Annotated in this window: 1 pseudogene; it reads left to right on the top strand. The window is 30.2% G+C overall.

Annotation, left to right across the window (positions count from 1 at the left end):
- Window positions 1–328: 328 nt before the first annotated feature.
- A pseudogene (locus HMPREF1865_RS09245) lies at window positions 329–1,111 on the top strand (hypothetical protein); the annotation flags it as partial.
- Window positions 1,112–1,670: the final 559 nt, after the last annotated feature.

The raw sequence follows: 1,670 nt of genomic DNA, 5'->3' as shown, positions 1-1,670 counted from the left end.
AATTAAATTTGCAACACGTTTTGTCCTATAACCCTAAAAATAATTCTTATATTAATGTGTATAATAAGATAGAAGTAGGACCTAATTTTCTTATAGATTAAGTGATAATAATAAATATATCCGTATTATAGTATAGTTTTGAATTACTATTATAATTTAAGTTTTTTGATTAGCATTATTAATATAAATAAAAATTATAAATAGTATTACTTTTATTTCTATACAAAAAATAGATTATTCATGAAGGCAGATAATTACTGCATTCATGAACTTTTTAACTTTAAATTATGTATTATAAAGCTTAATTTTTAGATAAAGGTTTACATATGTACAATTCAACGCAAAAGTAAATGAACGTACTGATGCTGTAGTTCGTTTGACTTCTGGTAACTTCGAATTGGGTAACTCCACTACTGGTGGTAATGCAGATGCTCAAATCGATCGCGCATATGTTAATCACAAATTCGGTGAACGCGTATCCTTGAAAGCTGGTCGCTTTAGCCAAACTCTTGGTGGTGGTTTAGCATTTGATGGTACTTTTGACGGTGCTCAATTGAACTTCGGTAACGATAAAATCAATGCACAAGCTACTTATGGTTACATGGTATCCGGTGATGCTAAAGGCTTGACTAAAGAGGCTAACGTAACTCATACGTATTTAGGTCTTAATGGTAAAGTAGGTAAAAATGCCACTGTAGGTGGTTTCTATGATCGTGTAAACACAAGCGAATCCGCTGGTAGAAATATTTATGGATTCAACGCTGATGCTAACTTCAAAAAAGTATGGGTTGGCGGTGAATGGTTGAAAGCATCTGGTATTGAAAAATCTCAAGCATGGGTTGCAGGTGTTGGTTATGGCGACTATAACATTAAAAAACAAGGTGCTTGGGATGTAAAAGCTCAATACTTTGATCAAAAAGAAAATGCGCCAATTATTGATTCCACTTGGACTCAAAAATATGATAAAAATGCAAAAGGTTGGTTGGCAACAGCTGACTATGCATTACAAAAGAATGTTGGCTTAACTGCTTACTACGGCTTTAACTGGAAAGATCAAGCTGGTAACGATCTTAACGATTTCTACCGTGCAGATCTTAAGTACAAATTCTAATTTGTCTATTAATAAAAAAGACTCCTTCGGGAGTCTTTTTTGTGTTAAAGATAGATAAAAAGATGAAAGGGTTATATTACTGATTTAAAAGGTATTATAACTACTGTTTTTATTATAGCTAGTAAGGATATTCTTGTTTAAATTATGGTTGATATTATTAATATTAATCAATATTAATATGTTTAATTAGAAATATTAATTAAAAATGTATATTTATGGCTGTTAATAATCTTTTTCTGTATAAAACCATAAAGATGAAGTTGAAGTTCATGAAGATAGATTACAATTGAGTTCATGAAACTTTTAAAATTATAAGTTGTAATTTATAAGACTAAAAATATGAGTTAAGGCTTTACATACAAAAAAAGGTTGTGCTACTATCACCGTACAAGACATGATAAACACATGAAATTAAGATTTTCGATATAGAATGTGGTGAGGAAACATGGACACTCCCAATGAATTTACAATCTGAAGATCTGAGCAAAATGTGTGAGTTATGACTTGTAACATTTTAATTTTCTATTTTTCAGAAAGAAGGAATTCAACTATGAAAAAA

The sequence above is a fragment of the Veillonella parvula genome (assembly GCF_001553335.1).
Taxonomy (GTDB): domain Bacteria; phylum Bacillota; class Negativicutes; order Veillonellales; family Veillonellaceae; genus Veillonella; species Veillonella parvula_S.
Note: the sequence above shows the minus strand (reverse complement) of the source record. Positions and strands in the feature narration are given on the sequence as shown.